We start from the raw sequence: 26254 nt of genomic DNA on the forward strand, positions 1-26254 counted from the left end.
TCTGCAGTTCTTATGGCAACAATAAAACCATTTAAAGGCATCCGTCCTCCGCAAGATTTGGTAGAACAGGTCGCTTCACGTCCGTATGACGTGCTGAATTCAGAAGAGGCTCGTGCAGAAGCTGCCGGGAACGATAAATCATTGTACCACATCATTAAACCGGAAATAGACTTTCCCGTCGGGACAGACGAACATGATGAGAAGGTGTATGCGAAAGCGGCAGAGAATTTCCGTCTATTCCGTGATAAAGGATGGCTGGTGCAGGATGACAAAGAGAATTATTATATCTATGCCCAGACCATGAATGACAAGACACAGTATGGGCTGGTGGTGGGTGCTTACGTGCCCGATTATATGAACGGTGTCATCAAAAAGCACGAACTCACCCGGCGTGACAAGGAAGAAGACCGCATGAAGCATGTCCGTGTGAACAATGCCAACATCGAACCGGTGTTCTTTGCTTATCCCGACAATGCGGTGCTCGATGCCATTATCCGCAAGTATACGGCTCAAAAGCCGGTATACGATTTTATTGCTCCCGGTGACGGATTCGGACACACTTTCTGGGTGATCGACAACAGCGAAGACATTGCTGTCATCACCAAGGAGTTTGCTGCCATGCCGGCGCTTTATATCGCCGACGGGCATCATCGTTCGGCTGCCGCTGCCCTGGTAGGGGCCGAAAAGGCAAAGCAGAATCCTGATCATCGCGGAGACGAAGAATACAACTATTTCATGGCCGTATGTTTCCCCGCCAACCAGTTGACTATTATCGACTACAACCGGGTGGTGAAAGATCTCAATGGCTTGACGCCTGCCGAATTTCTGACCGCCCTTGGAAAGAATTTTGAGATCGAAGAGAAAGGTAAAGAGATTTATAAACCCAATGCGTTGCATAACTTTGCGCTCTATCTGGATGGCAAATGGTATAGCCTGACAGCCAAACCGGGTACTTATGACGACAATGATCCTATAGGTGTATTGGATGTGACCATCTCTTCCAACCTGATTCTGGACGAAATTTTGGGAATCAAGGATCTGCGTTCGGATCGCCGGATTGACTTTGTAGGGGGAATCCGCGGCTTGGGCGAATTGAGCAGACGGGTTGACAGCGGCGAAATGAAAGTGGCTTTGGCACTTTATCCTGTTTCGATGAAGCAATTGATGGATATTGCCGATACAGGAAACATTATGCCTCCGAAGACTACCTGGTTCGAACCGAAACTGCGTTCCGGGCTGGTGATACACGAGCTCGAATAAAAAGAGATCCGATATCGGATTGAGGAGTGTTTGGGTATGGAAAACAGAGGAGGGGATGTACCCAAACTCGTTATTCACCACAAATTGCATGGAATTATACAGATAAATTGTTGGTCGTCAGTAAATTGATGCCGTTCTGTGTTAATCCGTGTAATTTGTGGTGAATTCGTTTTGTGTTTCGGACTATTCAAATATGTACGTTTTTCCGTATCTTTGCCGCCGAAGTAATTATTATCAGGAAACAGATATGGGACGAAAAGAAGAATACAAATTGCAGAACGAACAATTCATGCAGACATTACGCACCGAAGCGGATGTACACGAATTGCCATGCGGCATATTATATAAGGTTTTGGAGGAAGGTATCGGCGCAGCCACGCCCCGTTCCAACAGTGTGGTGTCGGTTCATTACAAGGGCACTCTTATCAATGGACGTGAATTTGATAATTCCTGGAAGCGGAACTGTCCCGAAGCTTTTCGTCTGAACGAGGTTATCGAAGGATGGCAGATTGCTCTGCAAAAGATGCGGGTGGGAGATCACTGGATCGTCTACATCCCTTATAATATGGGCTATGGCACACGTACCAGTGGCCCGATTCCGGCTTTTTCAACTTTGATTTTCGAGGTACAATTACTGGGTATAGCTTGAACCATCAAAAAAAGATTCCGGATATCATGACAGAAGATACCTATAAGACCATCACTGAAGTCTCGGAGGGAACATATACCGAGAAACGAAGCAAATTTATTGCCATCGCTCTCCCGGTTCGTACCTTGGAAGAGATTAAAGTGCATCTGGAGGCGTACCAGAAGAAATACTATGATGCCCGCCACGTCTGCTATGCCTATATGCTGGGACACGAGCGGAAGAATTTTCGTGCCAACGATAACGGAGAGCCGTCGGGTACTGCCGGTAAACCGATTCTGGGACAGATCAACTCGAACGAACTGACGGATATACTGATTATTGTGGTCCGTTATTTCGGAGGGATCAAGTTGGGCACTAGTGGACTGATTGTGGCCTATAAGGCCGCCGCCGCCGAGGCCATCGCTGCCTGCACCATTGTAGAGAAAACTGTGGACGAGGAAGTAACCGTACTTTTCGAGTATCCTTTTATGAACGATGTCATGCGGATTGTAAAGGAGGAGGAACCGGAGATTCTGTCTCAGTCGTATGATATGGATTGCAGCATGACGCTTCGTATCCGGCAGTCGGCAATGCCCCGTTTAAGGTCCCGGCTGGAGAAAGTGGAGACTGCCCGCATTACAGATGAACAGGAAGGAAATGGATAGTAGAGATAGGGGGGCGTCGGAACTCTGTGATGAATGATGACACACCTCTCCGAAATAATAAAAAAAAGATAGATAGAATGGCATTTGAAGCAACAAAAAGAGAGTGGAGCGAGTTGTACGTCTTTTTCCGTCTGCTGGCGGATGGAAAAGTATCGCTTGGAACTCCGCAGGCAAAGAAAGAAGATGAAAAGTACCGGCCCATTGCAATGATCCAGCGTGAAGAGCATGATGGCACCCGGCGTTACTATATTGAAGAAGAGGTCATCCGGATGGAAGGTGAGAAGGTGGAGAAAAGTATTCCCCGTGAGGACTTTACAACAGTGGCGGACCTGATTCTGGACGCGATTAAAAATTCTTCGGCGGATGAAGTTACGTCACCCGACGGGGTGGAGGAGTTCCTGGACGAGGCAGGTATCTTTGATCTGGAAGCCCGGACGGAGGACCGTACCGACTTCTCGATTGCTTTCTGGCATCCTGAGGCTCCGTTGGCGGGTTTCAATGTCCGTTCGCGTCTCAGTGCGATGAATCCGCTACTGGATGGTGGACGTGCGGCGAACCTGAAGTTGGAGCAGTCCGGTATCAAGTTTGCCACTCCGACCGTCAATAAGATTAATGCCCTCCCTGAATCACCCACGGAGGTGGCCGAGCGTATGATGATGATCGAGCGTCTGGGAGGTGTGCTGAAGTATTCGGACGTAGCGGACCGTGTGTTCCGTTGCAATCTGCTGATGATCGATCTGCACTTCCCTCGTGTGCTGGCAGAGATGGTGCGTATGATGCACCTGGACGGCATCACACGCGTCAGTGAACTGACCGAACAGATGAAGATCATAAATCCTCTCAAGATAAAAGAGGAGCTGATCAGCAAGCATGGCTTTTACGAGTTTAAAATGAAGCAGTTTCTGCTGGCACTTGCCTTGGGTATGCGTCCGGCCAAAATATACAATGGGACCGATTCGGCAGTTGAAGGTATATTGCTGGTCGATGGTAAAGGTGAGGTACTGTGCTATCATAAATCGGAAAAGAAAACATTTGAGGACTTTCTTTATCTGAATTCGCGTCTCGAAAAGGGAGCGGTTGATAAAGACAAGTATGGCTTCCTCGAGAGAGAGAACGGAGTGTATTATTTCAAACTGAATGTAAAGATTGGGTTGATTAAAAGATAAATCCGATTGGCAGGAGAATAGATAATGAAGACAAATGAAGTTTTAGAGACCATTAAGGCACGGCGTAGTGTACGTGCGTATGATCGAAAGCAGATTCCGGCGGATGACTTGAACGCCATCCTGGAAGCGGGTGCTTACGCGCCGAGCGGCATGCATTATGAAACGTGGCATTTTACTGCCGTCTGTAATACAGTGAAACTGGAAGAACTGAATGAACGGATCAAAGGGGCATTTGCCAAAAGTGATGACAAGCATCTTCGGGAACGGGGGCACAGTGAGACGTATTGCTGTTACTATCATGCCCCAACCTTGGTCATCGTGTCCAATGAACCCAAGCAATGGTGGGCCGGGATGGATTGTGCCTGTGCTATCGAGAATATGTTTCTGGCAGCCACTTCACTGGGCATCGCTTCCTGTTGGATCAATCAGCTCGGTACGACCTGTGATGATCCGGAGGTACGGGCCTATCTGACTTCTCTCGGAGTGCCCGAAAATCATAAAGTTTATGGTTGCGTAGCTTTGGGATATAAAGCGGAAGGCGCATTGTTGAAAGAAAAGACAGTTAAAGCCGGTACGATAACCATCGTGGAATAGGATATTAAGATTCACCACAGAGTTTCACAGAGTTTAAATTGACCACAGAGTCTCACAGAGTTTATCTTTTATGATTTCTACTCTGTGATACTCCGTGCTACTCTGTGGTGAATCGTGAATCAGTTGTTGCTTAGCTTACTTCAGTCGAAGCAGCCGTAGCATGTGGGCAGCAGTTTGCGATCGCCCAGCGTATTATCTACACGGGCTACATTTACCCAGAACTTATTCTCACGCACACTCTCTATCGGATATGCGGCTTTTTCACGCGTATAGCAGTGTTCCCACTGATCGCTTACTACTTCATATTCAGGGTGCGGAGCATTTATCAGTACATTGTCTTCCTTATCGGCTTCACCGTTTTTCACTTCCTGAATTTCATTCCAGATGGTCAACATCGTAAGGACGAAGTTATCCAGTTCGGAGAGGCTTTCGCTTTCAGTGGGCTCGATCATCAGTGTGCCGTGCACGGGGAAGGAGAGGGTAGGAGCATGATAGCCGTAGTCCATCAGGCGTTTGGCAATATCATTTTCGCTGATACCGGTTTCTTCGTATACCTTGCGACATTCCAGAATCATCTCGTGTCCCACAAAGCCGTTGGCTCCCCGGTATACAATGCCATACGTATCTTTCAGGCAAGCAGCCAGATAGTTTGCATTGAGAATGGCTGTCTTGGTTGCCATTGTCAGTCCTTCGGCACCCATCATACGGATATAGCCGTAGGTGATAGGCAGAATACCGGCACTGCCAAACGGTGCGGCGGATACTTCGTTCTGTGAGTTGCCAAACAGTCCGTGTCCCGGAAGGAACGGTACCAGATGTTCCGCTACACAGATCGGGCCTACGCCGGGGCCGCCTCCTCCGTGGGGAGATGCAAAGGTTTTATGCAGATTCAGGTGACAGACGTCCGCTCCGATAAATCCCGGATTCGTCAGTCCTACCTGTGCATTCATGTTGGCTCCATCCATATATACCTGAGCTCCACAGGCGTGAATGATTTGGCAGATCTCTACGATTTCCGTTTCAAAGATACCGTGTGTCGAGGGATAGGTGATCATCAGTGCGGCCAGGTCATCCTTATTTTCTTCAGCTTTGGCACGGAGGTCATCCATATCTACGTTTCCATGTTCGTCACATGCACAAGTTACAGTGGTGAATCCGGCCTGGATGGCTGATGCGGGATTGGTGCCGTGTGCAGATGCGGGGATCAATACTTTGTTGCGGTGTCCTTGTCCGATGCTTTCAAGATAGGCACGGATGGTGCGCAGACCGGCATACTCACCGGCAGCACCGGAATTGGGTTGCAGGCTTACTCCGGCAAATCCGGTGATGACTTTCAGCTCTTCACTCAGGTTGTGAATCAGTTCGCGGTATCCGGCCGCCTGATCCTCCGGAACAAGCGGGTGCATGCACATAAACTCAGCACAGCTCAGAGGTAACATTTCGGCTGCCGCATTCAGTTTCATGGTGCAGGAACCGAGTGAAATCATCGATTGTGCCAATGAAATATCCTTCCGGTCGAGACGCTTGATGTAGCGCATCATTTCCGTTTCGGTATGATATTTAGAGAATACTTCGTGTGTGAGGTAAGGGGTCTGGCGTTTCAATTCCTCGCTGATGATAGTTGCTTCGGGGATGTCATCCACTTTCTGGAAGTCTTTTCCGGCAGCGATGGCAAAGATAGACAGTAGAATGTTGGCAGCTGCTACGTCGGTTGTTTCGTCAATACTCAGTCCCACGTCTCCATTATCAAAATAGCGCAGGTTCACCTCTTTGCTCAGAGCGATGGTGCGAATCTGCTGTGCCGATACGCTGTCGGGCAAAATGAACCGGAGGGTATCGAAATACTGTTTGTTCACTTGCTTGAATCCCAGTTTACCGATACTCTTTTCCAGGAAAACGGTAATGCTATGGATGCGTGAAGCGATGTTACGGATACCTTCCTGTCCGTGATAGACGGTATAGAATCCTGCCATGGTAGCGAGCAGTGCCTGAGCGGTACAGATATTGGAAGTCGCTTTTTCCCGTTTGATATGCTGTTCGCGTGTCTGGAGTGCCATGCGGTAACAGAGTTTGCCATATTTATCTTTCGACCATCCGATGATACGTCCCGGCATGTTGCGTTTGTATTCGTCGCGGGTAGCGAAATAACCGGCCGAAGGACCACCGTAGAACATGGGAGTACCCAAACGTTGTGTGGTACCGAATACAATGTCCGCTCCCCATTCGCCCGGAGGGGTAAGTAGTGCAAGACTCAGGATATCGGCAGCCACAGCTACCTTGCAGTTGGCTGTATGTGCTTTTTCGGTAAATTCTCGGTAGTCTTCCGCATTACCGTTTGCATTAGGATATTGCAGGACGCAGGCAAAGAGGTCATCTGTAAATTCAAGATCCCGGAACTTTCCGGTACGGATTTCAATGCCTTGCGGGATGGCGCGAGTGGTGATGACCGCCAAGGTCTGCGGGAAGATATTTTCGTCGATAAACACCACGTTGGCTCCCGCCTTCTGCTGGTTGCGTGAACGCAAGCCATACATCATCGTCACAGCTTCGGCGGCAGCGGTGGCTTCGTCCAGCAGTGAACAGTTGGCCAAGGGCATGGCGGTCAGGTCACATACGGCAGTTTGGAAGTTCATCAGGGCTTCCAGTCTTCCTTGCGAAACTTCTGTCTGGTAAGGAGTATAAGAAGTATACCAGACCGGATTCTCGAATACATTTCGCTGGATGACTGCAGGGGTGATCGTGTTGTACCATCCCATACCGATATAAGTGGTGAACAGTTTGTTTTTGCCTGCCAGTTCAGCGATGTGGCGGGCAAACTCGTATTCGGTCATCGGTGCGGGTAGTGCCAGAGGTGCTTTGAGCCGGATGTTGGCCGGAATGGTTTTATCGATCAGTTCGTCGAGCGAAGCAACTCCAATTTTCCGGAGCATTACTTCGGCATCCGCTTTGTTGACGCCGATGTGGCGGCAGGCTAATAAATCGGTTTTCATGTTATTAATGATTTATTTATAATAAGGTTTGTTGATAATCTCTTACCTGAAGAACGGATTTTCCGCCTTCTCTATTCCGATGGTAGTCGGTGCTCCGTGCCCCGGATATACGATTGTTTCGTTGGGGAGGACGAACAGGCGGCTGCAGATATGCTCTTTCAGTTCATCAAAGTTGCCTCCGGCCAGGTCGGCCCGTCCGATGCTTCCCTGAAACAGCACATCGCCCGAAAACATACAGTTGTCAGCCCGGCAGTAATAGACAAGGCTTCCGGGAGAGTGTCCCGGTACATGGATTGCTTCCAGTGTTGTGTTTCCGAAGGTGATGATGTCTCCGTCATGGAGATATTTTCCCAGTGGGACGGGTGCTTCATTCAGTTGGAAACCGAACATGCGACTCTGTTTGGGGGCTTCGTCTATCCAGTACTCGTCGGCCTGATTGGCTTCGGCAGACAGCCCGAACTCGCGAAGCATGAATGGATTTCCGAAAATGTGATCCAGATGCAGGTGAGTGTTCAGCAGATGTTTTATGTTCAGATTGTTGGTGACGATGAAGTTCTTTAAAGCTTGTTTCTCTTCGTCATAAAAGCAGCCCGGATCTATCACGACTGCCTCGTTCGTTTCGTCCCATAAAACGTAGCAGTTTACGGGAAACATATTGAACTCAAATCTCTTAATTTTCATGACTATGTTGTTTGATCGTTTAAATCGTTACATATACCACTTTCTTGGTTTGAAAGAACTCCTCATCGAAATCTTCATTCAGGTTATGCATACTTGTCTTATGCTTAAACGGCATCGCCTCGTGTTCCAGTTCGCCTCCTTTCAGGCAGATAAGTCCGTTGGGGAGAGCATTTTGCTGTTTGGGCGAGATGTTTTTCCGGATAATCTTTATCAGGTCGGCCAGGGGCATCACGGCACGGCTGACAACGAAGTCGAATGTTTGTTTCTCTTCTTCGGCCCGTGCATGGCGGAAAGTGACATTTTTAAGTCCGATGGCATTGGCTACCTCGGTTGCCACACGTACTTTCTTGCCGATGCTGTCCACCAGATGGAATTTCGTGTCCGGAAAAAGAATGGCCAACGGTATTCCGGGGAATCCCCCTCCGGTGCCGAGGTCCATGACACTGCTGCCGGCCCGGAAACGGATGATGCGGGCGATACCCAGCGAATGAAGCACATGGTGTTCGTACAGATTCTCGATATCCTTGCGTGAGATTACGTTGATTTTAGAATTCCAGTCAATGTAAAGTTCGTAAAGCGCAGCGAATTGTTTGCGTTGCTCTTCCGTCAAGTCGGGAAAGTATTTAAGAAGAAGCTTCACTCCGTTTTCCCCTCCGGCAGAGGGGAGGGAGGAAGTTTGTTCTGTTGTATTCATAAGGTTGTAATATATCTGTATTTTAATAATAAAGTTAGATTATTTTGATTTCATCTCTCCGATGATCGGGTTGCTGCCCAGCATGTGTTCCATCATTTCGTATGGAATCTTAATTTCTACCGGTCCCATGGCATACGGGGTGATATCATATACATTATAATAAAAGGTGATGCCGTCTTTGTCCAGATAGAAGTTTTCCGTCGGGGCAATATCTCCGGTAGAGCCGTAACCCATATCCTCGAGTGCTTCGTGCGTTGTCACTTTCTTGTCCGCCATCAACTGATTCCACAGCAAGTCGGTCAGTGCTTCCTTATAATCACCAGTGAAAATATCATCCAGCTTCAGCGGACGCAGGTTTATCAGGTCCATATTCAGGAAAGTTGTCATGTAAATGCCGTGTGCGCCTCCGGTATATTCATTGTAGTTAATGCGATAGACCAACAGATTCTTATAATAAAGTTGCACGTGGCTTTCTATCCCTTTATAGTATGAGTACCATGCACCGATGGAGCCTTCACTCTCTTTGTTCTTTTCGTCTTCGGCATACATCGGTTCGAGGTCTGTGCGATATTCTTTTACGTAATGTTCGGTGTACTCCTTGACCACCTGCGCCGGTTTCTCTCCGATATATCCTTCACCGAAGCAGGCGGCTATAAAGTAGCTGTTCAGGCTGTCTTTCAGTTTATTGTCCGTCGACTTCACCGGATAGGCGAAATTGATGGTCAGATTACATGCCGGTTTTGCGGTATCTCCGAAGAGATGTGCTGTTTCGTTTACCTGTATACTGTCGAATTCCAGTGCACCGGTATTCTTGTTCATCTTGTCACCGCAAGAAAATAAAAAGCCACTTGTAGCAAGTATTATCGCAAGCAGGCTGACATATTGTTTTTTCATAAGGGGTTCTTCTTTAAATTCAACATTTATATAATCGTTCACTATCGACAAATATAGTTCATATTAGTGAATCGACAGCATAAAAAAAGAAAAAAGAATGTGGCAGGCTGGTTAAATCTGCTTATCTTTGCAACCGTTATGAAGAGATTCCGCTATATACTTGCCGTTATTCTTTCTCTCCTTATAGTATATGTAGGAGCGGGAGTCTCTGTTGCCCAATATTGTTGCAGTGGTTGTGAAACGGCCAATTGTTGCTGTGCCGACAAATGCGGCTTCTGTGGTAAGTTTGACTTTGAGTTCCATAAATCATGCCGGGGCGAGGGATGTACGGCGACCATCTATAAGCTTGATCTGGTAAAGCAGGCATTCGAATCCTCTGTTCCTGCTCCTGTCAGCTTGTTGCTTTGTGACCAGGTATCGGACTTGCTATGCGCTCTTTTCCGCGATGAGGTGTCGGATCCTCCTTATGTGATACCGCCACCCAAGACAAGTTCCCGGCATTATCTGGCTCTTTATTCTACTTTGCTTATTTAGTTTCTTCGATTTTTATTGTTTGGATTGCATCGCAGATTGCACTGGCTTTCACCGTTTAAGGATTGATTCCGTAGATTGTTGGAGCCGGGTAATTTGTGTCACCCTGTGCAGTCTGCGGTGAATCCTATCTGTTTCTTATTGAATATAAACCGAATAAAAAAGACAAACGAAGAAATTTAATGAAATACATGTTATTGACCGGACTGCTTCTCGGCAGTCTGACCGTACAGGCGCAAGTGAGCGGTACGGTGAAAGATCAGACAGGCGAACCGATTATAGGTGCCAACGTTTTCTGGAAAAACATTCCCGGTGGGGTAGCCACTCGTGAGGACGGTACTTTTTCCATATCTAAACCCGACAAGTCCAATCATCTGATTGTAAGTTTTATAGGTTACGAAAACGACACCATACAAGTGAACGATAAGAAAGCCATTCTGGACGTGGTGCTGCGCGAAGGAATGGAACTGAGTGAAGTGCAGATTGTCAGCCGTAAGTTGAGTACGCTGAAGTTGCGCAGCAGTGTGATGAACGAAGAGATCATTACCAGCGACGAGCTCTGCCGTGCGGCATGTTGCAATCTCGGTGAAAGTTTTGTTACCAATCCGTCGGTAGACGTCAGCTATTCGGATGCTGCAACGGGAGCGAAACAGATCAAGTTGCTCGGGCTTTCCGGAACCTATGTGCAGATGCTGACCGAGAATATCCCGAACTATCGTGGTGCTGCTTCTCCTTATGGGTTGGGTTATGTGCCCGGTCCCTGGATGCATAGCATACAGGTTTCAAAGGGAATCTCGTCAGTAAAAAACGGTTACGAGGCCCTTACGGGGCAGATCAATGTTGAGTTTAAGAAGCCACAGTTGCCTGAGGCCGATTGGGTTTCGGCCAACCTTTTTGCCAGTACTACCAATCGTTATGAAGCGAATGCAGACGCCACCGTGAAACTGTCCAAGCGGTGGAGTACTTCATTGCTGGCGCATTACGAGAATGAAACAAAGGCACACGACGGCAATGATGACGGCTTTGCCGATATTCCCCGGATAGAGCAGTATAACTTCTGGAATCGCTGGGCATATATGGGGGATCATTATGTGTTTCAGGCAGGCATCAAGGCATTGGACGAAAGCAGAAAAGGCGGTCAGGTGAGTCATAGCGGCGTGCCGGCAGCCGATCGGTATGAAATAGACATCGACACCCGGCGCTACGAGGCCTTTACCAAGAATGCCTATATATTTAATAAGGAGAAGAATACCAATCTTGCACTGATTCTGTCCGGTACGTTGCACAATCAAGATGCACTTTATGGACGGAAGATCTATAACGTCGACCAATCCAACGCCTATGCTTCACTTATGTTCGAAACCGAATTTACGAAAGAGCACAATCTATCTGCAGGCTTCAGCTATAATTATGACGGATACGACCAGCATTACCGACTGACCAATAACGCTGAAACACCGTTGACGAAAGTTTTTGCACGTGAATCGGTGGGCGGGGCCTACGCACAGTATACCTTCAACCTGGATAATAAGTTCGTGTTGATGGCCGGACTTCGTGGCGACCATAGCAGTGAGTACGGATTCTTTGTGACTCCGCGTGCGCACATTAAGTACAACCCCAATGACTTTGTTCATTTCCGTCTTTCCGCCGGAAAGGGATATCGCACCAACCATGTGCTTGCCGAGAATAATTATCTGATGGCAAGCAGCCGCAAGGTGAGCATCGCCGATCATCTCGATCAGGAAGAGGCTTGGAATTATGGAGCAAGCATATCGGGATATATCCCGCTTTTCGGGAAGACGCTGAACCTGAACCTGGAATACTATTACACTGACTTCCTGAAACAGGTCGTTGTCGATATGGATACGAATCCGCACGAGGTGGCCTTTTACAATCTCGACGGACGCTCGTACTCACAGGTATTTCAGGTGGAGGCCACTTATCCCTTCTTTCAGGGATTCTCGCTGACTGCCGCATATCGCTGGACAGACGCCAAGACTACCTATAATCATCAATTGATGGAGAAGCCCCTGACGGGAAAATATAAAGGCCTCGTCACTGCCTCTTATCAGACTCCGCTGGGTTTGTGGCAGTTTGATGCCACATGGCAGATGAACGGGGGAGGACGTATGCCCAATCCGTACACACTTGCCGACGGAACCTCTTCGTGGGATGCACGCTACAAAGGCTTCAGCCAACTCAGCGCCCAAGTGACACGCTACTTCCGCCGCTGGTCGATATACATCGGGGGCGAAAACCTGACTAATTTTAAACAGAAGAATCCGATTATCGACGCTGCCGATCCTTGGGGCGACCGTTTTGACTCGACCATGATATGGGGGCCGGTTCATGGAGCGAAAGGATATATCGGAGTCAGGTTCAATCTGGCGAGAGATTAAGAATAAAAAGTGACAGATCACAGAATTTATCAATACTAATACTTACATTTATGAAGACTAAAAAAATGATTGCTACCCTGGTGGTGGCTTTGCTCTCGGTGACGGCCGTTATGGCAAAAGACTTCCGTACTGTCGTTTTCAAAGTGGCACAGATGGAATGTGCCAACTGCGAACGAAAGGTGAAGAACAATATCAAGTTCGAGAAAGGGCTTAAAAACTTTACAACCGATCTTAAGGAACGAACTGTTACCATTACCTATGATGCCGAGAAGACAAATGTTGAAAAGCTGAAAGAAGGCTTTCGGAAATTTAAATACGAAGCTGTAGTCATAAAGGAGGCAAAGGAAACGGACAAGAAGTGAACATTGTTCTTTACCTCATTGTTTATTAGATAGTATATATAATAATAGATTATGAGTAATATAACAAAGAAAGCGTTTCCTGTACTGAACATGCACTGTGCAGGGTGCGCTAATAATGTGGAAAAAACAGTGAAGAAACTGGCCGGTGTGGTAGACGCATCGGTCAACTTCGCCACAAACACACTGTCCGTTTCGTACGAGGCCGACAAGCTGACCCCCGGAGAGATCCGTGCGGCTGTACTTGCCGCAGGTTATGACCTGATAGTGGAAGAGGCCCTGAAAGAGGAACGTCAGGAGGAGGCACAGGAGAAACACTACCGGCTGCTGAAACGGCAGGTTATCGGTGCATGGATCTTCGTTGTTCCCATGTTGCTGTTTTCTATGGTTCTGATGCATGTACCTTTCTCTAACGAGATCCAGTTGATACTGGCCCTCCCTGTAATGATCTTTTTTGGTGGATCTTTCTACGTCAACGCCTGGCGGCAGGCACGTCTGGGGAGGAGTAACATGGATACGCTGGTGGCACTGAGTACCTCCATCGCATTCCTGTTCAGTGTCTTCAATACATTTTTCCCTGAGTTCTGGTATAGCCGCGGACTTGAGCCGCACGTCTATTACGAAGCCGCAGTAGTCATCATTGCCTTTGTACTGACCGGAAAGTTAATGGAAGAGCGTGCTAAGGGAAACACCTCTACCGCCATTCGTAAATTGATGGGACTTCAGCCCCGTGTGGCCCGGGTGCTTCGCGAAGGGATCGAAGAAGACATCCTGATAGACCAGTTGCAAACCGGCGATCTGGTGGTCGTACGTCCGGGCGAACAGATTCCCGTGGACGGACGTCTGTCTGAAGGAGAGTCTTATGTAGACGAAAGCATGATTAGCGGAGAGCCTATTCCTGTAGAGAAGAAGGTCGGTGACCGGGTACTGGCGGGAACCATCAACCAGAAGGGAGCTTTTGTAATCAAGGCGTCCGGTGTGGGAAGTGAGACGGTGCTGGCGCGCATCATCCGCATGGTTCAGGAAGCGCAGGGAAGTAAAGCTCCCGTACAGCGTATCGTAGACCGGGTGACGGGTATCTTCGTTCCGGTGGTGCTGTGCATTGCCGTGCTGACATTTGTCATCTGGCTGTTGGTGGGAGGAACCGATTATTTCTCACATGCCTTGCTTTCGGCTGTATCCGTACTGGTTATTGCCTGTCCGTGTGCTTTGGGACTTGCTACTCCTACCGCTCTGATGGTGGGCATCGGCAAAGCAGCCAGCAACCATATTCTGATAAAGGATGCTGTTGCCCTCGAGCAGATGCGTAAAGTCAATGTAGTGGTGCTCGACAAAACCGGGACATTGACCGAGGGACATCCCACTGTCTCCGGATGGCTTTGGGCCCAAGTACAGGAAGAGCATTTCAAGAATGTTCTGCTGGCAGCCGAGCTTAAATCCGAACATCCGCTTGCCGGAGCCATTGTCTCTTCTCTGCAAGAGGTGGAGAAGATAGTTCCTGCCCAGTTGGAGAGTTTTGAGAGTATCACCGGAAAAGGTATCAAGGTGGTATATCAGGGTGACACTTATTGGGTGGGCAGCCACAAATTGCTGAAAGATTTCAGTGCTTCTCTTTCTGACGTACTTGCCGAGATGATGGTGCAATACGAATCGGACGGGAACAGTATCGTTTACTTTGGCCGTGGAACAGAGGTACTTGCCGTTGTCGCCATTGCCGACCAGATAAAGCCGACTTCTGCCGAGGCGGTGAAGGAACTGAAACGTCAGGGCATCGACATTTGCATGCTGACCGGTGACGGACAACGGACGGCACTTGCCGTATCGGGCAAATTGGGCATCGACCGCTTTGTGGCAGATGCCTTGCCGGATGATAAAGAAGAGTTTGTGCGTGAGCTCCAGATGCAGGGCAAAACGGTTGCTATGGTGGGTGACGGAATCAATGACTCACAGGCGTTGGCTTTGGCTGATGTCAGCATAGCGATGGGGAAAGGCACCGATATAGCCATGGATGTGGCGATGGTTACGTTGATGACATCGGATCTGCTGTTGCTGCCCCGTGCATTCGAACTCTCCAAGCAAACAGTAAAACTGATTCACCAGAATCTGTTTTGGGCGTTTATCTATAATCTGATAGGCATTCCCATTGCAGCCGGAATCTTGTTCCCTGTCAACGGGTTGCTGCTCAATCCGATGCTTGCCAGTGCAGCGATGGCATTTTCAAGTGTAAGTGTCGTGCTGAATTCACTGAGTCTGGCCAGAAAATAACAATTCCTTTCAAAACGAACTCACCACAGAGGGCACAGAGTAACACAGAGGATACAGAGGGCAGAGAGTACACACAGAGCGTTCATATTGGTCATCCATAATTTGAAGTTTGCTCTGTGTTACTCTGTGCCCTCTGTGGTAAAAAAGGGTTTTGAATGTCTTTCCCGGAGAAAGTCGTCAGCTGTTTCTGAATTCCAGCGGACTCATGCCTACATATCTCCTGAAATATTTTCCAAAGAACGAAGCACTGGGGAAGTTCAGTGAATAAGCGATTTCCTGGATAGTCATGTTGCTCGATTTGAGTTTGGCTTTCGCGTCGATGATAACCACGTAGGCTATGACGTCCAGTACGTTACGTCCGGTCACCTGCTTGACCGTAGTACTGAGGTGTTGCAGCGATATTCCCAACTTGTCCGCATAGAACTGGGCACGACGCTCCTCGGTGTAATGTTCCGTGACCAGTCCTACCAGTTCACGGCAGATTTCTTCCTTACGGTTCGTATTGTGGTTTTTCGAGGAGTATCTCTGATAGATTAGTCCGACGGCAGTCAGGATCGATCTTAAAGACACCTCTGTCATTTCGGAGGGGAGAGATAATTTTTCGTCACACGTCACGCGTGCCAGCAAAGAAAAATAATCTATCAGATAGCTGGCTATATCCTCCTGCAACTCTACAATCGGACATTCGGTTATTTTGGAGAAGGAACTGACCATTGATTTTATCAGATTGATGCGTTCTACGCATTCCGATGAGAATCCCGCAAAGCATAAACGTACTTTTTCCGTGCGTTCGCGGAACTGGATAATGGTACCCGGTAACAGTGTGATCAAGTCGTTCGGTTTTATCTCGTAGTCAATCAGATTAATGGTTGCGGTCATCTTGCCTTCCGTACAAATAGCAAAGATGCCGGCTTTCAGCCTGCATGATTGTTTGTAGATATTTAATATATCTTCGGTTACATCATTCCATGCCAAAATCTCGCACGGAAGATCTACTTGTGGAAAGTCAAACTTCATATTACTTTCTTTTTTTGAATCACGCAAATATACACATTTTCTTTTATTTTTTTATCTTTGTCCTTATGAAAACAATTACAACCGATTGGGAACTTATTCCATATTCTGAGGCATGGAGCCGCCAGACGGAATGGTTCGATGCCCTTGTCCATGCGAAGCAGAACGGGGAGAGTTACGAGAACCGTATAATTTTTTGTGAACATCCGCACGTTTACACGCTGGGGCGTAGCGGGAAAGAAAATAATATGTTGCTGGGAGAGGAGCAACTGAAGACTATCGGTGCCACTCTCTATCATATCGATCGTGGGGGAGACATCACTTATCACGGTCCCGGGCAGTTGGTGTGCTATCCGATTCTCAATCTTGAAGAGTTCGGATTGGGATTGAAGGAGTATGTGCATTTATTGGAAGAAGCCGTCATCCGTGTCTGTGCGTCTTACGGTGTTGTGGCGGGGCGGTTGGAGAAGGCGACCGGTGTCTGGCTGGAGGGAGATACGTCCCGTGCCCGCAAGATATGTGCGATAGGGGTCAGGAGCAGCCATTATGTGACAATGCACGGATTGGCATTGAATGTCAATACCGATTTACGTTATTTCAGCTACATCCATCCTTGTGGTTTCATTGATAAGGGTGTGACCTCGCTTCAGCAAGAACTTGGCCATAGCATCGATATGGCGGAGGTGAAAGAACGGTTGGGCCGGGAGTTGCTTGCTGCCCTTTTGTCAAAATGATAATCAAACCTCTCTGGATTGCTCTATTTCCGCCCAATGATGCACTGAACGGATAAAATCGCCTTCCTTGCGGGTTGGCGATTTTGTTTTTGATATCAGATGTCTTTGCAGGCTGTCATAATGGCGATGTCGTGAAGCTATCGGAATGAAAAGGTGCGTAATAAGAGCATGTGGCTCTCTTTCTGTTAGTTCGGCCTTGTCTGCTTCGGGAGTACAACCAGAGAATAATCTTTCTCTTTTAACCTCCGAAACCCTAACAATAGATGTAAAGTAGGAAAACATATAGAGATAATTTGAAAAGACGTAAGCATATTCTGTAAATGCTTACGTCTTTCGGACCGAATGCTTACTTCTTTTTGCTGAAATCCGGTTACTTTTCGGGTCAGACCCCGGCTCTCCGGCTACAAAAGTCCGGTTTTCCGGGAAGAAAAGTCCCGCTTTCCGCCTTCCGCACTTCCGGTTGCTGTCTAAAAGCAGAAGGTGCTGTCATGAAATCCGCTAATTTCCTTTCATATTGACAAGAAAAAGAGAATATATCAAAACTCGTGTTCACCACAGGTAGGTTATGCAGATTATTTTTTCATTCTCAGCACTCTGATGCCGGTCAGTGATTTTCTGTCTTTCAACATTTGGCTCAGTGCGGTTTTGCCCACTACTACTTTACCCTCTTTGGATGAAGCATGCAGCAGGTGCAACTGCCCCTTGATGTAAATGGCAATGCCCATGTGGCTTACGTCCAGCCCCGGAGTATTGGTGGTCAGGGCGATGATGTCTCCGTTCTTGATCCAAGGCAGTCCGTCCGGTTCCAGTTTGTCTTTGGGCAGATAGTGTACCTCTTTGCCGCTCAAGGCTTTTTCATACTTTGCCATTTGGGCTACGTTCTCCGGAGAATTTTTCAACGATTTGTAGAGTTCCGGATGCGTACTCATGTACGAGAGCGACAGTTTTTGTTTGAAGGGGCTGTAGGCAGCCGTTACATCTTCGAGCAGGCCTTGGCGGACCGCATTGTTGATCCAGTCGGATATATAGTGCAGGCGGGAGGTGTATCCGTCTATTTTTCCGTCACGATAGCGGATGCGTTGCAAATTGCGGGCGAAATCGCCTTCCTGCATTTCGTCTCCTTGCTGCGGGCAGAGGGCCATTGCCAGTGCATATTCAACGAAAGTGGTACAATCCACTTCGTCACAATTGATAATAAGGTCTTCTGTGTCATCTACTTCCAGGGTGCCTGCCTTATAGGGGGTGTCGACAAACCCGAGTCCGTTACTCAGCACCAGGCTGCTCTCCTGTGCTGCAACTGTTCCGGCCAATAGGCTGGTACATAATAAAAGTGTGCGAATTGTTTTCATTTTTATAAAGATTGTTTTTGTAATACCTTCGTTGTATCTATTGGAACCTGACTCCGTCCCGCAACCATTTCTCTAATTCTTCCGTCCATTGGCGTTTATAGGTAAAACTGTCATAGAACCCCCATCCGTGTCCGCCCGTGGGATAAATGTGGAGGGTGGCAGGCACCTTATGCTTTTGCAACGCCAGATAGTAATTCACGCCATTGGCGGGAGGCACTCCTTCGTCGTCCGAAGAGAGGGTGATGAAAGCCTGCGGAGTGTGATCCGTCACTTGCTGTTCGTTGGAGAACTTTCTGGTTAATTCCGGCGTTGCGTCCGGCCCGAGCAGATTGTGGCGTGATCCTCCGTGGGTGTCGCCGGATTCCATCGTGATTACCGGATAGAGTAATATCTGAAAGTCGGGTCGTGTGTCCTCACTGCTGTAATGCGTAGCAAGGGTAGAGGCGAGATGACCGCCGGCCGAAGCTCCCATAATGCCCACCCGGTCTGTACGAATATTCCAGTCTTTGGCATGTTTCCGCACTATTCGTATCGCTTGTTCAGCATCCGACAAAGGCACCTCGCAGTGTCCGTTAGGCATCCGGTATTTTAGTACCACATAGGTGATGCCCAATGAATTGAACCATGGTGCCATGTCGTGTCCTTCATGATCCATGGCCAAGAGAGCGTAAGCACCGCCGGGACACATGATGATGGTCATGCCGTTAGGTGTCGCCGGACGATAGACGGTGATGGTGGGCTGTGTGACGTTAGTGAGCCGGTATGGAGCCGACATCACTTCTTCGCCTTTCAGCCCGTTATCATTGGGAGCGCCGTTGGGCCATAAAGGCAGCTCAACGGGCTTTTGTGCTGACAAGCCGGTAGCCATGAACAGAAGAATGGATGTGATTAATGTTTTCATTTTACTTTCATGGATGCTTTGATGAAATAGAGAATCAACAGGGCATAAGCTATCAGGGCCGCAAGTTGAGACAGAGTGTTGTTCAGCCACGCGTCATTTACCAGATTGATGCCTCCGAAGCGCATTGCCGCACTGACTACACCCATCAGGGCACCTCCCGCGATGAATCCGGATGCCAATAATGTACCTTTCTCTCCCCGTTCCGTGTTGAGTGAAGCGTCTTTACTGCGGGTAGTCACATACCAGTTGATCGCACCGCCCACCACCAGCGGTATATTCAGTTCGAGAGGAATAAACATACCGAGTGCAAATGCCAATGCGGGAACTTTCAGGAGCGTCAATACGATGGCCAGTACGGCACCGATGCCATAGAGCATCCACGGAGCGCCCACACCACTCATTAACGGCTCGATGACGGCAGCCATTGCGTTAGCCTGCGGGGCAGCCAGCTGACCGCTTGTGAATCCGTAAGTTTTGTTCAGGATAATCATTACACCGCCTACGGTAGCAGCCGAAACGATGGTTCCGAGGAACTTCCATGCTTCCTGCTTGGCCGGTGTGCTGCCAAGCCAGTATCCGATTTTCAAGTCTGTGATAAAACCTCCTGCCATGGAAAGTGCGGTACAGACCACACCACCCATTACCAATGAAGCCACCATGCCTGAAGGGCCTTTCAACCCGACAGCCACCATAACGACCGATGCCAGAATCAATGTCATCAGAGTCATGCCCGATACGGGATTAGTGCCCACGATAGCGATTGCATTGGCGGCTACCGTTGTGAACAGGAATGAAATTCCGGCCACTAGCAGGATGGCTACCAGTGTATGCACCAGGTTGCCTTGCATCACATCGAAATAGAAGAAAAGCACTACCAGAATCAGCGTGATAATGGAACCGATGGCAATGATTTTCATTGAGAGGTCGCGTTGGGTGCGGATAATGTTCTTTTCGGCATCACTCTTTCCGCCCATTTCCTTAGCCGCCAGTCCCACCGCACTGCGGATGATGCTCCATGATTTGATGATGCCGATGACACCTGCCATGGCAATGCCGCCGATACCGATGCTTTTGGCATAGTGGCTGAATATCTGTTCGGGACTCATAGAGCCTACCGTGGCGGTTATGTCCGGATTCCACTGATTCAGTACCGAATCACCGAAGAAGAGTGACATGCCCGGTACGATGATCCACCATACGGCCAGGGAGCCGAAGCAGATAATGGAAGCATATTTCAGTCCGACGATATATCCCAGGCCGAGTACGGCTGCGCCGGTGTTTACCTTGAAAACCAGTTTGGCTTTGTCGGCCAGCATTTCGCCTACTCCGCATACGCGGGTGGTGAAGTTTTCGTTCCACCAGCCGAAGGTAGCCACGATGAAATCGTACAGACCGCCGATCAATCCTGCCATCAGCAATGGCTTGGCTTGGCTGCCTCCTTTTTCACCCGACACCAGCACCTGTGTGGTGGCTGTCGCTTCGGGAAAAGGATACTTGCCATGCATGTCGCTTACAAAGTATTTGCGGAAAGGAATCAGGAACAAGATGCCCAGTACACCGCCCAGCAGTGAACTGATGAACACTTGCATAAAGGTGACCGACATATCCGGATATTTGGCTTGCAGGATATAGAGGGCAGGCAGTGTGAAGATGGCTCCTGCCACGATGACGCCTGAGCAGGCGCCGATGGATTGGATAATGACGTTTTCGCCGAGTGCGTTTTTGCGTTTGGCTGCGCCGGATACTCCGACTGCTATGATGGCGATGGGGATGGCAGCTTCGAATACTTGTCCTACTTTTAGTCCCAGATAGGCTGCGGCAGCCGAGAAAAGGATGGCCATGGCGATACCCCATGCTACAGACCAGAGGTTTACCTCCGGATACGTTTTCTTTGGACTCATCAGCGGGTTGTACACTTCTCCCGGTTTCAGTTCCCGGAATGCGTTCTCGGGTAAGCCCGTAAACTTGTCTTCTTCTTGTTTCATAATTGTTTTTTGTAGTTTATGTATAGTTTATCAGATTTCCAAACGGTCGGTTTCTCAAAACAGCTTCAAAGTAAGCAAAAAAAAAGGAGAATCCCGAAAGATTCTCCTCATTGTTGTTATTAATTTTTGCTTATTTCGCGTCTTTGGCTGTCATGTCGCCTTCCACGAAAAGACGTATCATCTCCGTCTTGGCGTTTGTACGCAGGGTTATGGACTTTTTGAAGTGTCCCGGATATTTATCCGTTCCGTTGTAAGTCACCTTGATTGTACCTGTTTTTCCCGGCATGATAGGTTCCTGGGTATATTCGGGTACGGTACATCCGCAGGATGCTACAGCCTGATGAATGACTAACGGGGCATCGCCGATATTTGTGAACTTGAAAGTGCAACTCACAACAGGATTGTTTTCCGAGAACGTTCCGAAGTCGTGGGTTGTCTTATCAAACTTTATTTCTGCTTTTCCTTGAGCTTGGGCAAGTCCGATGCTCAGCACCATCATAGTGATAAAAAATAGTATTTTCTTCATTTTCTATTTCTTTTTATGGTTTTGTGAGTGGCAAAGGTAAGGTTTTTTTTGATAAATGATGTCGTATGACGGTGAAATTGTATTAAAAAGGCATCTGACAGAGAGGGTGTAGCTGTCCGGTATATAGGGTGTAGCCATGCGAGGCTTAGGGCTACACCCTGTGCACCGTATGGCTACACCTCTTTAGAATACGCCCGGAAACAAGAGGGTGAAGATACTGCCTTTCCCCGGTTCGGATGAAACGGTGATGGTGCCGCGGTGCAGATGCATGATCTGTCGTGAGATGGTCAGGCCGATGCCCGATCCGGTGGGTTTAGTCGTGAAGAACGGGATAAAGATGCGGTCGAGCACCTCATGCTCGATTCCTGTCCCGTTGTCTTCTATCCTTATATAGGGGCGTTCTCCGGAACTTAATCCGGCTGAGATCCGGATGTCGGTCGCATCGTTCTCGCGGGCGTTTTTAATCAGGTTGATCAGCACTTGTTCAATCAGATCTTTGTCCGCCATCAGGCGTTGGCCCTTGGGCGGAAGTATCAGGTGCAGGTCATTCGGTTCTCTGTACATCAACCGTACCACACCTGTCAGTAATTCTTGTGATGTATATATCTTCAGCAGGGGTTGTGGCAGGTGAGACACTTCCCGGTAACTGTTGACAAACCGAATTAACCCGTCGCCCCGCCGGCGGATGGTTTGTAACATCCGGCGTATTTCGGCCCGCTCTTCTTCATTGCCGTCAAAGTCTTCGATCTGATGTTCCAGCAATTCGGACAAAGACGTGACCGGAGTGATGGAATTCATGATTTCGTGTGTCAGTACACGGATCAGTTTCTGCCAGGCTTCGGTTTCCTGGCTGTCTAATACCGAATGGATGTTTTTCATGCTGGCCACTGTGAGCGGTCGTCCCTGTATCACAAACTCCATTCCGGAAAGTGCCAGTTGGATGGTCTCTTCCTCTTTTTTCGCCTGCAGAACGGAGATGTCACCCGCTTTTAAGGAGTAAAGGCGGGCAGGCAGCTCGCTGTGAAAGTATTTCAGTTCATCGATACTTTTCAGATTGTGGTTGTCGAGCAGTCTTTTGGCGGCTTCATTCATCCACTCGATCCGTCCGGAAGGGGTATATACCAATACGGACATATCGATGTGGTTGGCCAGAGCCTGAAAATATTGTAGTTTGCTTTCTTTCTTCTGAAGGTTCTGTTTGTAGAAATCCAAGGCTTGGTTCATTTCGTTCAGAAGCTCTGCCGGCAGTGAACGGAGGCTTTCTTCGCTTTGCACGGGGGAGGAGAGGAACTCGGAATAGCGGACAGACCAGATGAACTGTGCCATGGCACGTGTGGAGCGGAGGATGTAGCGATAGATTCTGTAGGCTGTGTATAGCAAGAGGCATACGGATACCGGCAGGCTGATATAGAAACCGTGCATGCCTAACCACACGGTGGTGTAACAGCAGATCAAAAGGGCTGCTGTCAATATAAGGGGTTTCCTCGCCCATTTTTGTTTCATGTCGTGTAACTGTTTGAGGTTATAATCCGTGTTTCTCGATCCGCCTGTATAGCGATGTCCGGGTGATTCCCAGCATTTCTGAGGCTAACGTAATGTTGCCGGCACAAAGCCGGAGTACTTCGCTGATGGTTTCGCGCTCCTGGCGTTCAAGGTTGTATTTCTCTTTCTCCGAAACCTGTCCCTGAGGCGATGTGCGAAGCATGAAGTCGTCCGGCATCAACATTGGATTGCCTGAGAGGATGACCGCCCGTTCGATGGCATGTTCCAGCTCGCGTACATTCCCCGGCCAACGATAGAGTTGCATCAATCTGCGCGCTTCTTTCGAAATGCCCCGGACTTCTTTTTTATATTTTTTCCGATAGCGTTGTAAAAAGTGATCGGCAAGCAGGAAAAGGTCGTTGCCCCGTTCGTGTAAGGGAGGGATACGTATTTCGATCGTATTGATGCGGTAGAGAAGATCTTGCCGGAACAGCCCGTTATCGATGGCTGTATACAGGTCGGTATTCGTTGCGCATATCAGTCTCACGTCTACCGGATAAGAAGTGGTGGAACCCAGTCGCGAACTTTTGCGTTGTTCGATGACCGAAAGCAGCTTGGCCTGTAAAGGCAGGCTCAGGTTGCCAATTTCATTTAGGAACAGAGTACCTCCCGAGGCTACCTCCAGCCTTCCGGGTTTCTTTTTCCGCGCATCTGTAAAAGCACCTTTTTCGAATCCGAAGAGTTCGCTCTCAAACAGTGTTTCGGGGATGCTTCCCAAATCGATCGGGACGTATATTTCGCCTTTCCGGGGCGACTGTTCGTATACATAGCGTGCTATCAGATCTTTTCCTGTACCGTTTTCACCTAAAAGTAACAGGTTGGCGTCCGTATCGGCAAGTTTCCGGATGGTCTGGAAAATAGCCTGCATGGCGGCCGATTCGCCGATGATTCGGGCCGGTTCCGGCGAGGGGGCGGTCAGAGCTTCTTTCTGCTCCTTCAGTGATTCTACTTCCGTACGGCTGAAGCTGAGTTGCAATGCCGCAGATACGGTTGCAATCATCTTATCGTTTTGCCAGGGCTTGGCGATGAAGTCGGTAGCGCCGAGCTTGATGGCCCGTACAGCCTTTTCGGTATCGGCATAAGCCGTGATGAAGATTACCACTGCTCCCGAATCCAGTTTCAGGATCTCTTCCAACCAGTGGAATCCTTCCCGTCCGCTGACAGCATCGTTCCTGAAATTCATGTCCAGCAAGATGACATCATAGTGTGTGCGTGACAGGATGGGGAGCAGTTCTCTCGGATCGGTCGTGATGCTGATTGATTCTGCAATGGGGCGTAACAGCATTTTCAGTGTGAAAAGGATGTCTTCATTATCATCGGCTATCAGTATTTTGCCTCGTTTCAGTGTCATAGTATAGTATGTTGATTGGCAGGACAAAGATAGAGAAAAAGTTTGGGTAATCTGTGTACGATATCGTACAAAAACTGCACGCTTTCGTACGAATTACAGATCGTCCGTTTTCGGTAACAGGTTGATAAATAATAGGATGTCTGTTTGGTATACTTCTTGCTTTTATTTAATAAATAGAATTTGCAAAGATGATCAGAAGTAAAATGAAAAGCACTTGGATGTTGGGACTGCTGCTCCTCCTGGGAAGCTGTCAGCAGAAAGGGCCGGCAAGTGGCCGGGTGGAGATGAAAGGAGAGTCGGATAGTTTGAGTGTCCGGCATGGGCAAGAGAATGCATTGTCGGTTTCGGATGAATATCCGGAAGGGTATGTTCCTGTTCCGGGCATTCGGTATCAGGCGAACTATCTTACCGGAAATCCGGAGCGTCTTGACGTGAAGGCCGCATTGCGGAATGTCCGTCCTCTGAAGTTGAGTCAATTGGGCAGTCAGCTTGATTTCATGGTATTTAAAGATGTGAAAGGAGGCATCTTCCGCCTGATACCGATTGAAGAGGGCTGTTTGGGAGTGGGGATTGGTGGCATCTGGCTGCTGGATGGGAACCTGAAAATGATTCGGATGTTGTTTCGCAATGATGTGGATATTACAGAAGAAAATGGATTTACCAACTTTCAGACGAAGCGTTACATCAATCCGGATTATTATGAAAAGTCTTCCCGGACGTTGATCGGCGTGCTGTATGATCAGAGGGATAAAAAGAATCCCAAATCCTTTGTCAGGCTTTCTCTGAAAGATTTGTTAAGCGCATCCCGGCCTCTGACACCGGACGATATCCATAAACGTGCAGGCATTTCCGGAAATTATCTGTTAGGAATGGCAGACGGGTATGCTACCTGGACCCGATTTACGAACGACGTTTATACCTTCAATTTGCGGGGTGATACACTTTGTCATTTTACTATCGGAGAGAAAGTAAACTATCCTCCCCGCGGTAACGGTTCATATCGTTCGGGAGAACAAGCGACTGTTTATCATTATAAAGGCTGTCCCATGATCATTATGCCTTATGGGAATACGGTTTATCGTATGAAAGACGCCTCTACCCTGGAACCGGTTTATGAACTCGATTTCGGCACGTTGCATCGGGCTACGGGAGAAGAGGTGGTTGGCGGTGCCGATGTGGACAATGCCTATTTCCTGTCGGATTGGGTGGAGACCGACAGCTACGTATTCATGCATGTAGAAAAAGGATATGACTGTCCCTATGCACGCGACAAGAAGCAAGTAACGCTTTACTCGCTGATATATGACAAACGGTCTAAAGCGTTTTTCTCCTTACCGCAGGCTGAAAAAACGGTTCATCCCTGTCCGGAGCCTGATCTTCCTGACGGCATTCCGTTTTGGCCCCGGAAAGGTTTTTCTGAGGAGCAGCTTGCTACATTTACAACCGGGTGGAAATTAAGTAAATCTTCTCCTGAAGTATTCAAGCGGATACCTGCTTTACAGGGTACCGAGAAAGAGACTACGTCACTTATAATCACTCTAAAATGAACGATACACGATGCTGAAACACTACTTCCGCCAACTCGGCTTATAAAACGGAATATGGATAGTCTCAGAGCCCGGTTAAATCCGGCCCGGGATTGTTTTGAGATCTGTTCTCGATAAAACTCGTATAAAATTTATTCAAGGAAAATTTAAACAGGCTTTTTAAAAAGGGGAGTGAAAGG

At 48.4% G+C, this 26254-nt stretch carries 23 protein-coding genes; 12 read left to right on the forward strand and 11 right to left on the reverse strand.

Annotated elements, in window-relative coordinates; genetic code table 11:
- Positions 1 to 12 precede the first annotated feature (12 nt).
- The 5 genes from BF9343_RS09720 (at position 13) to BF9343_RS09740 (ending at position 4313) form a co-directional block, all read left to right on the forward strand.
- Positions 13 to 1260, forward strand: coding sequence for a DUF1015 domain-containing protein (locus tag BF9343_RS09720; protein ID WP_010992832.1), 1248 nt, complete (start codon positions 13 to 15; stop codon positions 1258 to 1260).
- Positions 1261 to 1507: 247 nt separating this feature from the next.
- Positions 1508 to 1909, forward strand: coding sequence for an FKBP-type peptidyl-prolyl cis-trans isomerase (locus tag BF9343_RS09725; RefSeq protein WP_025814655.1), 402 nt, complete (start codon positions 1508 to 1510; stop codon positions 1907 to 1909).
- A gap of 26 nt (positions 1910 to 1935) precedes the next feature.
- Positions 1936 to 2553, forward strand: a complete 618-nt coding sequence (locus tag BF9343_RS09730) for an IMPACT family protein (RefSeq protein WP_005794496.1) — start codon at positions 1936 to 1938, stop codon at positions 2551 to 2553.
- A gap of 77 nt (positions 2554 to 2630) precedes the next feature.
- Positions 2631 to 3719 (forward strand): HpaII family restriction endonuclease, encoded by a 1089-nt coding sequence (locus BF9343_RS09735; protein WP_010992834.1) that lies wholly within the window; start codon positions 2631 to 2633, stop codon positions 3717 to 3719.
- A 24-nt stretch (positions 3720 to 3743) separates the two neighbouring features.
- Entirely contained in the window at positions 3744 to 4313 is a 570-nt protein-coding gene (locus BF9343_RS09740; protein WP_005787224.1) for a nitroreductase family protein, read from the forward strand.
- A gap of 140 nt (positions 4314 to 4453) precedes the next feature.
- On the opposite strand, the gene gcvP is transcribed toward BF9343_RS09740, so the two are convergent.
- The 4 genes from gcvP to BF9343_RS09760 all read right to left on the reverse strand — a co-directional run bounded on the left by gcvP (position 4454) and on the right by BF9343_RS09760 (position 9572).
- The gene (gene gcvP, locus BF9343_RS09745; RefSeq protein ID WP_005800134.1) at positions 4454 to 7303 is read right to left on the reverse strand and encodes an aminomethyl-transferring glycine dehydrogenase; all 2850 of its coding nucleotides are present in this window, start codon (positions 7301 to 7303) and stop codon (positions 4454 to 4456) included.
- A 42-nt stretch (positions 7304 to 7345) separates the two neighbouring features.
- Positions 7346 to 7984, reverse strand: coding sequence for an MBL fold metallo-hydrolase (locus BF9343_RS09750; RefSeq protein WP_005787229.1), 639 nt, complete (start codon positions 7982 to 7984; stop codon positions 7346 to 7348).
- A gap of 19 nt (positions 7985 to 8003) precedes the next feature.
- Entirely contained in the window at positions 8004 to 8624 is a 621-nt protein-coding gene (gene rsmG, locus BF9343_RS09755) for a 16S rRNA (guanine(527)-N(7))-methyltransferase RsmG (RefSeq protein WP_010992836.1), read from the reverse strand.
- A gap of 93 nt (positions 8625 to 8717) precedes the next feature.
- Positions 8718 to 9572, reverse strand: coding sequence for an RsiV family protein (locus BF9343_RS09760; RefSeq protein WP_005787233.1), 855 nt, complete (start codon positions 9570 to 9572; stop codon positions 8718 to 8720).
- Between the two features lie 138 nt (positions 9573 to 9710).
- Between BF9343_RS09760 and BF9343_RS09765 the strand changes: the two genes are divergently transcribed.
- From BF9343_RS09765 to BF9343_RS09780, 4 genes are all read left to right on the forward strand, one after another.
- The gene (locus BF9343_RS09765; RefSeq protein ID WP_010992837.1) at positions 9711 to 10106 is read left to right on the forward strand and encodes a hypothetical protein; all 396 of its coding nucleotides are present in this window, start codon (positions 9711 to 9713) and stop codon (positions 10104 to 10106) included.
- Between the two features lie 179 nt (positions 10107 to 10285).
- Positions 10286 to 12502, forward strand: coding sequence for a TonB-dependent receptor (locus BF9343_RS09770; RefSeq protein WP_041926215.1), 2217 nt, complete (start codon positions 10286 to 10288; stop codon positions 12500 to 12502).
- 50 nt (positions 12503 to 12552) lie between these two features.
- The gene (locus tag BF9343_RS09775) at positions 12553 to 12864 is read left to right on the forward strand and encodes a heavy-metal-associated domain-containing protein (RefSeq protein WP_005787238.1); all 312 of its coding nucleotides are present in this window, start codon (positions 12553 to 12555) and stop codon (positions 12862 to 12864) included.
- A 51-nt stretch (positions 12865 to 12915) separates the two neighbouring features.
- On the forward strand, positions 12916 to 15126 hold the full coding sequence (locus tag BF9343_RS09780; RefSeq protein WP_010992839.1) for a heavy metal translocating P-type ATPase: 2211 nt from the start codon (positions 12916 to 12918) through the stop codon (positions 15124 to 15126).
- 177 nt (positions 15127 to 15303) lie between these two features.
- On the opposite strand, the gene BF9343_RS09785 is transcribed toward BF9343_RS09780, so the two are convergent.
- Positions 15304 to 16143, reverse strand: coding sequence for a helix-turn-helix domain-containing protein (locus tag BF9343_RS09785; protein WP_005787242.1), 840 nt, complete (start codon positions 16141 to 16143; stop codon positions 15304 to 15306).
- Between the two features lie 65 nt (positions 16144 to 16208).
- Between BF9343_RS09785 and lipB the strand changes: the two genes are divergently transcribed.
- Together lipB and BF9343_RS24185 are read left to right on the forward strand one after the other, a co-directional pair.
- Entirely contained in the window at positions 16209 to 16874 is a 666-nt protein-coding gene (gene lipB, locus BF9343_RS09790; protein ID WP_010992840.1) for a lipoyl(octanoyl) transferase LipB, read from the forward strand.
- Between the two features lie 320 nt (positions 16875 to 17194).
- Complete coding sequence (locus BF9343_RS24185) at positions 17195 to 17392, forward strand: hypothetical protein (protein ID WP_025814658.1); 198 nt, start codon at positions 17195 to 17197, stop codon at positions 17390 to 17392.
- 54 nt (positions 17393 to 17446) lie between these two features.
- On the opposite strand, the gene BF9343_RS09800 is transcribed toward BF9343_RS24185, so the two are convergent.
- From BF9343_RS09800 to BF9343_RS09825, 6 genes are all read right to left on the reverse strand, one after another.
- Positions 17447 to 18223, reverse strand: a complete 777-nt coding sequence (locus BF9343_RS09800) for an N-acetylmuramoyl-L-alanine amidase-like domain-containing protein (protein ID WP_005794479.1) — start codon at positions 18221 to 18223, stop codon at positions 17447 to 17449.
- A 37-nt stretch (positions 18224 to 18260) separates the two neighbouring features.
- A complete protein-coding gene (locus BF9343_RS09805; protein ID WP_011202700.1) occupies positions 18261 to 19124 on the reverse strand; it encodes an alpha/beta hydrolase in 864 nt (287 codons plus the stop codon).
- On the reverse strand, positions 19121 to 21109 hold the full coding sequence (locus BF9343_RS09810; protein WP_005787253.1) for an OPT family oligopeptide transporter: 1989 nt from the start codon (positions 21107 to 21109) through the stop codon (positions 19121 to 19123). Before BF9343_RS09810 ends, BF9343_RS09805 begins: the two co-directional genes overlap by 4 nt.
- A gap of 130 nt (positions 21110 to 21239) precedes the next feature.
- A complete protein-coding gene (locus BF9343_RS09815; RefSeq protein WP_005787254.1) occupies positions 21240 to 21635 on the reverse strand; it encodes a DUF1573 domain-containing protein in 396 nt (131 codons plus the stop codon).
- 183 nt (positions 21636 to 21818) lie between these two features.
- Entirely contained in the window at positions 21819 to 23138 is a 1320-nt protein-coding gene (locus tag BF9343_RS09820) for a sensor histidine kinase (RefSeq protein ID WP_010992842.1), read from the reverse strand.
- A gap of 19 nt (positions 23139 to 23157) precedes the next feature.
- Positions 23158 to 24528 (reverse strand): sigma-54-dependent transcriptional regulator, encoded by a 1371-nt coding sequence (locus tag BF9343_RS09825; protein ID WP_041926216.1) that lies wholly within the window; start codon positions 24526 to 24528, stop codon positions 23158 to 23160.
- Positions 24529 to 24716: 188 nt separating this feature from the next.
- On the opposite strand from BF9343_RS09825, the gene BF9343_RS09830 reads away from it, so the two are divergent.
- Positions 24717 to 26075 (forward strand): DUF4933 domain-containing protein, encoded by a 1359-nt coding sequence (locus BF9343_RS09830; protein WP_010992844.1) that lies wholly within the window; start codon positions 24717 to 24719, stop codon positions 26073 to 26075.
- Positions 26076 to 26254: the final 179 nt, after the last annotated feature.

The organism is Bacteroides fragilis NCTC 9343, from assembly GCF_000025985.1.
Classification (GTDB): domain Bacteria; phylum Bacteroidota; class Bacteroidia; order Bacteroidales; family Bacteroidaceae; genus Bacteroides; species Bacteroides fragilis.